Source organism: Streptomyces sp. NPDC059010, from assembly GCF_042740355.1.
Classification (GTDB): domain Bacteria; phylum Actinomycetota; class Actinomycetes; order Streptomycetales; family Streptomycetaceae; genus Streptomyces.
In genome coordinates, this window is sequence record NZ_JBHYJA010000005.1 from 236,977 (window position 1) to 243,243 (window position 6,267).

A 6,267-nucleotide genomic window follows, 5' to 3' on the forward strand; every position below is an offset into this window, starting at 1 on the left:
AGCAGAGCAGTCCGCAAGTGCGTCCATCACCTGTTCCTTCGGTGCACTCCGAAGGCCGTACGCGTGTCCTGGAGTACGGAGACCTGATCGTGCGTGCCACACCGGAAAGCAGCGGCGTGCGTACCGAGATCGAGGTAGCCAATACCTACGAACGGGATACCACGTATTCGGTCCAGATCAGCATCGCTGACGGTGAGGGCTGGACCGCGCACAACCGGTTCTGGCTTCAAGATGTCCCTCCGGGCAAAACCGGCCGGGATGCTGCGGTGATCGGCTCGGAAGACATGGGTCCGGTTCCGCAGGTCCCGAAGATTTACGTCGACGAGTTCACTCCCATCGTCGACCGAAACTAAAAAGCTCCTCCGGTCCGATCGCCCAACAGCTGCGCGACACGATGCACCGCAACGCATCCCACGGCACCGGTGCTCAAACCATGAACGGCATCAGCGGAACATTCGGCTCCATGGCCGGCATCGCGGAGCAGGGCACGGGACGGGCAGATCACGCATGGTTCACCGCATTCAGCGGAGACCTCGCCCTCTCCGCCTGGCCAACGGACGACGGTCGGGGCGTTGCAAGCCCGGGTGACATCACCCGGGCCATCCTCGACGCCCGCTGACCAGCTGAAACAACGACAGCATTCTCCCTCGGCGTTTTGTGTAGACAAGGAAAGCCCGTGCGCGTCCTCAAACCAACAACCACCGCAGCAGCTGTCATGCTCGCGGCAATATCTCTAGGTGCATGCTCATCGTCCGGATCGGGCTCCAGCTCGGCGAAGGACCACACCCCTGTCGACCGGAGCAACTGGCCTGCGGAGACCCCTGCTTCAGGACTGGTCAAAGGCTTGGAGCTGCCGCTTGAGGCCTATATGTCCTCGTACGCGGATCAGGTCACCGTAGACACCGCGCTGCGCGCCCTCCAGACGCGGTGCATGGCCGAGTACGGGCTCGCCGTCGACCTGCCGCGCCCCGGTATGAACCCGCCGCCGTACAGCAACGCCATTTCGATCGAGGCCCGTTACGGCATCACCGACCGCACCCGGGCGGAGAAGTACGGGTACGGGCTGCCGAAGGAACTGACCCGGAGCACCGAACCGGTCGACAAGGGGCTTTCGGGTGTGGAGACCGAGGTGCTGACCGGGCGTACAAAGTCCGAATTCCTTCCGCCCGAGGGTGCCGAGGGTGACGGGCCGTACTTCAGCGGTGCGGACTCCGAACCCGCCCGCGCCGAGTACCAGGGCAAGAAGCTGCACGAGGGCGGCTGCGCCGGATGGTCGAAGCGACAGCTCAAGCTGAACGAGTCGGATGCGGGCTATGTCTCACAGCTCGCCTCGACAAGCCTCTCCGAGTCCCGGTCGCGCAAGCCGGTCAAGAAGGCCGTCAAAGACTGGTCGGCCTGCATGAAGAAGCAGGGACGGCCCGCCGCGGACCCGTACAGGGCCATGGAGCGGGGCTACGCCAACGGCGACGGCACCACCGAAGACGCGATCGAGCTCGCGCTGGACGACATCGACTGCAAGGAGCAGACCCGTCTGATCGAGGTCTGGTTCAAGGAGGAGTCGGCAATCCAGAAGCGGCTGATCGAGGAGAACAAGGACCAGCTCGCCGCGGTCAAGACGCGCATGAGCGATGTCCTCGCAGCCGCCAAGGCTGTCAAGTAACCAGAGAAGGAATGAAGTTGAGACTGAGACGTATGCGCCTGCGCGTGCCGCTCACCCTCGCGGTGGCCACCGTGCTGGCGATACCGCTGAGCCTGCCCGCACAGGCCGAGGAACCTTTGCCGCCCAAGGGCGCGGCGCAGGGCTGGAATGATGCCGCACAGGAGCAGAAGAAGCTCTCCCTGAAGCCTTCCGCGATCCCCGCGAAAGACCGCGCCGGCCTGCTCGGCAAGGACTATGCGGAATCCGCCGACACCGCCGTCACCACGACCGGCGACGGCACCGGCTTCCACCTCCTTGCGGGCAAAGAGAAGGACGGCTATCAACTGCGCACGATAGCCAGCCTGTTCGAGGATGGTTTCGCCTCGGACACCTGGATCGGCAACCACTGCGTCACCGGGTCAGGCAAGTACGCGGCCGTCTCGTACGCGCCGCGTATGTTCACCAACAAGCCCGAGCTGATGGTGCGCGGCGCATTCACCGCAGTGGTAGATCTTCAGTCGGGCCAGGTCACCAAGCTGCCGTTCCAGTCGTCGCTCGCCTACTTCTCGCCCGGCTGCGGTCAGGGTGAGAAGGCGGTGTTCACTCAGCTCAGCCACGACGGTGACAAGAAGCAGCAGACCCGCCTGATCACCGTCGACGCGGCAACCGGCAAGGAGTCCCAGCCGGTCACGCTCGCAGGCGCGGTCACCTCGGCCATCCCCACGGACGCGGGCATCATCGCCGCGCACGGCAACAAGCTGGTACGGATCAACGGCACGGCCGAGAAGACACTGGCGTCCACCACAACGGTGCCGTTCGAGATCACCGCCGACGCCGATGGCGGCATCACCTTCATCGACCGCGAGCTGGACAAGAAGGCGTCCAAGACGCCGACCAGCTGGGCCAAGCACCTCGACCGTGCCAAGGTCGAGAAGGGCCAGAAGACCGAGCCCGTCACCGTCGTATCCGGCAAACTCGAAGCCTGGGACCTGACCCGCTCGGCGCGCGGCGAGGTGTTCGTCACCGGTGCCGCCACGTCCAGAACATTGCCCAAGCGGGTGCATAACCCAGGCAAACTCCCCAAAGGCGCGGCGATCTCCAGTCACGCCAGGACAGCCCTGACCACCACGTGGTCCGACGGGAAGACCACCCTGGTCAATCCGGAGGACGCCGCCAAACCCCGCCCCGCGCGTACTGTCCTGCGCATGCTGGAGTCCGGCAGGTCCGTGACCCTCGATCTGCGTCCCGGCGCCAACCGCGTGGGCGAGGAGGCCCAGGGGCGTGTCCTGTCGCCCGCTCTGCCCACCGGCGGCCCGGTCGAGTCCGGCCCGGACACAGGCAAGCAAAGCGAAGACGGCCTGTCCACGCAGACCGTCAGTACCCAGGCTCTCACCGCACAGGCCGACAACCCGAGCGAAGGCACCGGGGAACGCTACTGCGCGGTGGCCCGTAACGATGCGAAGAAGCAGGCCTTCCAGCCCACCCCGCGCCAGGTCGAGTGGGCTGTGGACCAGGCCGTCGTCGGCGAGCTGGACTTCTACCGTGAGGGGAACTGGAAGAACACCGGGGCCGGTGGCTACCAGCCTCAGGGACTCTTCCCGCCGACCGTGCTCGCCGGTGACCCCAACGGCACCCTCGACAACGAGGACCCCGATGTCACCGACAAGTGGCACATTCCCGCGCAGGTGATGCTCGGCATCACCGCGCAGGAGTCCAACATGTGGCAGGCCACCCGCTTTGCCGTGCCCGGTGTCACCTCCAACTCCCTGATCGGCAACTACTACGGTGTCGACTACGCCGCCGACGGTGCGCAACTCGACCCCTGGCGGATCAACTGGGCGGACGCCGACTGCGGTTACGGAATCACCCAGGCCACCGACGGTATGCGCCTCGCGGGCAAGACCAAGCCCGGCGAGACCGCCCTGTCGACCCTCGCGCAGGAAGCCGTCGCCCTGGACTACACGGCGAACATCGCCGCCGGTGTGCGGATCCTGTCGGAGAAGTGGAACCAGACCTACAACGCCGGCATGACGATCAACGGCGGCCACCCCAAGTGGATCGAGAACTGGTTCTTCGCCCTGTGGGCATACAACTCCGGCTTCTACGACACCGCCGACTCACAGGGCCACTGGGGCGTCGGCTGGACCAACAACCCCGCCAACCCGCTGTGGAAGGCCAACCGCGTCCCGTTCCTGCAGAGTGCGTCCGACCCTTCCGGTGACGACTACAGCCATGCCGCGCACCCGCAGGACTGGCCGTACCAGGAGAAGGTGATCGGCTGGGCTGCCCGCCCGATCTCGGCGATGTTCGCGCCTGGTGACTTCCAGGCGGGCTACCGTCCCGCGTGGTGGACCACCAATGCGGACCGCTCCAACGCCAAGCCTCCCGTCGATCTCTTCTGCAACGCGTCCAATTACTGCAACCCGTCCAAGATCGGCGACAACGACTCCAACGACCCGGGCCTGGGCGCCTGCACCCTCGACTCGGGCGACAGCGACACCAACCCGCACTGGCTCCACTGCTGGTGGCACGAGAAGATCACCAAGGACCAGTGGAAGGACTGTGAACGGCTCGCCGAGTGCGGCAACGGCGTGCACCGCTTCAGTACCTCTTACGGCGAGCAGGCGGATGCCGGCTCGTACCCGCCGAACTGCTCCACCACCAGCCTGCCCACCAACGCTCTGGTGGTCGACGACCTGCCCGACGGCACCACACCCGCAGGAGTCGACACCAAGCGCGGATGCGGGGCGGTGAAGTCCAGCGGCACGTTCGGCTTCACGTTCGTTCCGTGGGACACCCAGATGGATCTCACCAACGACGGGACGGACAACCCGACCACCGTCACCACGTATCCGGGGAAGATCGACACGCACCAGATCGGCGCGGGCTACGGCAACCACTTCTGGTTCACGCACACCCGCTCGCCGGAGTCCTACCCGGCCAACGCCAACCGGATGAAGGTCACCGGCACGTGGAAACTGAACGCTCCGCTGACCAACACCACACGCCAGGCGAAGGTCTTCGCGCATATCCCCGACCACGGAGCGCAGACCTCCAACGCCGTCTACCGGATCCAGACCGTTGACGGGGAGGAGGAAGTGGCCGTCTCGCAGACGGCGAACCAGTCCAACAAGTGGGTGGACCTGGGCGCCTACGACTTCGGTGACCAGATCCCCGAGGTGCGGCTCGACAACTTCAACGGCGGCAGCGGAAGCGCGGACATCGCCTTCGACGCGCTGGCGTTCGTCCCGGGCACGTACAACGGCCTGAAGATGACCGGCAGCATGACGGTCGATCCGACCGCACCGGACCCGGCGCCGGTCGAGCCCGGCGAGGACATCTCCGACAGCCTCTTCCCCGATGTCAGCGGGTTCTCGGCCGACACCGCCACGGCGGCGCCGATGGCGACGACCATGAGCACCGCGTCGTGCTCGACGGTGTCCCTTTCCATCACCCGCAAGCGCACCAACAGCTGTCTCCACGACGAGCTCTGGGTGAATCACTACTCGAACAACACACCGGACGGAAACGCGTCCTTCGACTTCTACAACACGATCTACCTCGACCCGGCGAGTGATGAGTTCTCCCAGGTCACCACGATCCGTCTCCAGTCGATGAGCGGCGTGATGAACACGGTCGACCTGGACTACCAGGCCAAGTGCCGCGGGTACTGCAACATCACCAGCGTCACCTGGGACGGGTCGAAGATCTTCAAGAAGGGCGACACGATCCAGCGGACCATCACCACGCGGTTCAAGTGGACGCCCAGCGGCGCCGCCAAGAACACGATCACCCCGTACTGGTACTTCAGCGGTCTGGCCAACACCACTCCGATCGCGAATCCGCTCGAAGTCGAGAAGTCCAAGCTGGACATCCGCTGCGACAACGAGGTCCCCAATGCCGGAACCGGCTGTGTGTTCTCCGGCTACGACCCGACGTACGTCATGAACTCCAAGAAGTTCCCGGGGGCCGCCGCACACATCGACATGATGTGGCGCAAGACCAACCTCGACTGGGGCAACCGCAACGGCGGCAAGCCGCTCACTTACCTGGGCAACAAGATGTCCGTCGACGGCTCCGGCAAGATTCAGTCGGACCGCAACCGGCAGCTCATCTGCGGCAGGCAGTGGAAGACCTACAAGGACACCGGCCTGTTCAGTGACATGTGGACCCTGGAGGCAGGGGCGACACGTACCGACTCGAAGAGCTGTGACGAGTTCGCGTTCGCCAACTCCTTCCAGAGCGCCGGAAACTCCGCGGGCCCCAACCCTGTCACGTACAGCGGCAAGGAATGCGTGCAGACCTATGTCAGGCGCAACGCCGACGACACCATGACGCTGCACCTGCGTCCTGATGCCCCGGCACCGACCTGGAAGGAGCCCTGCGGCCGGGCCTCGATGTCGAACTGGCAGAACACCCAGTCGATGCGGCCCTTCGGCGACTTCATCAAGGAACAACGCTTGATGGAGGACGACGACTACTGGCTCGACCTGGGCGGATTCACCGCGCCCACACCGTAACCGGGCAATAAGAAGTGGGGGGCGCCCCCCCCCGCCGCCGGGGCGGGCGCCCCGGTCACCGTGTACGAGGCCCACCACACCCTCGGCGGGCGGGCCCGGACCGCCGAG

Annotated in this window: 4 protein-coding genes; all 4 read left to right on the top strand. The window is 65.4% G+C overall.

The window, feature by feature from the left end; translation table 11 throughout:
* Positions 1 to 89 precede the first annotated feature (89 nt).
* Complete coding sequence (locus ACFWYS_RS07315) at positions 90 to 353, top strand: hypothetical protein (RefSeq protein ID WP_384764590.1); 264 nt, start codon at positions 90 to 92, stop codon at positions 351 to 353.
* 80 nt (positions 354 to 433) lie between these two features.
* Positions 434 to 619: a hypothetical protein gene (locus ACFWYS_RS07320; RefSeq protein WP_384764591.1), complete on the top strand. Its 186-nt coding sequence runs from the start codon at positions 434 to 436 to the stop codon at positions 617 to 619.
* 225 nt (positions 620 to 844) lie between these two features.
* Complete coding sequence (locus ACFWYS_RS07325; RefSeq protein ID WP_384764592.1) at positions 845 to 1,660, top strand: hypothetical protein; 816 nt, start codon at positions 845 to 847, stop codon at positions 1,658 to 1,660.
* Positions 1,661 to 1,692: 32 nt separating this feature from the next.
* Positions 1,693 to 6,159: a hypothetical protein gene (locus ACFWYS_RS07330; protein ID WP_384764689.1), complete on the top strand. Its 4,467-nt coding sequence runs from the start codon at positions 1,693 to 1,695 to the stop codon at positions 6,157 to 6,159.
* Positions 6,160 to 6,267 lie beyond the last annotated feature (108 nt).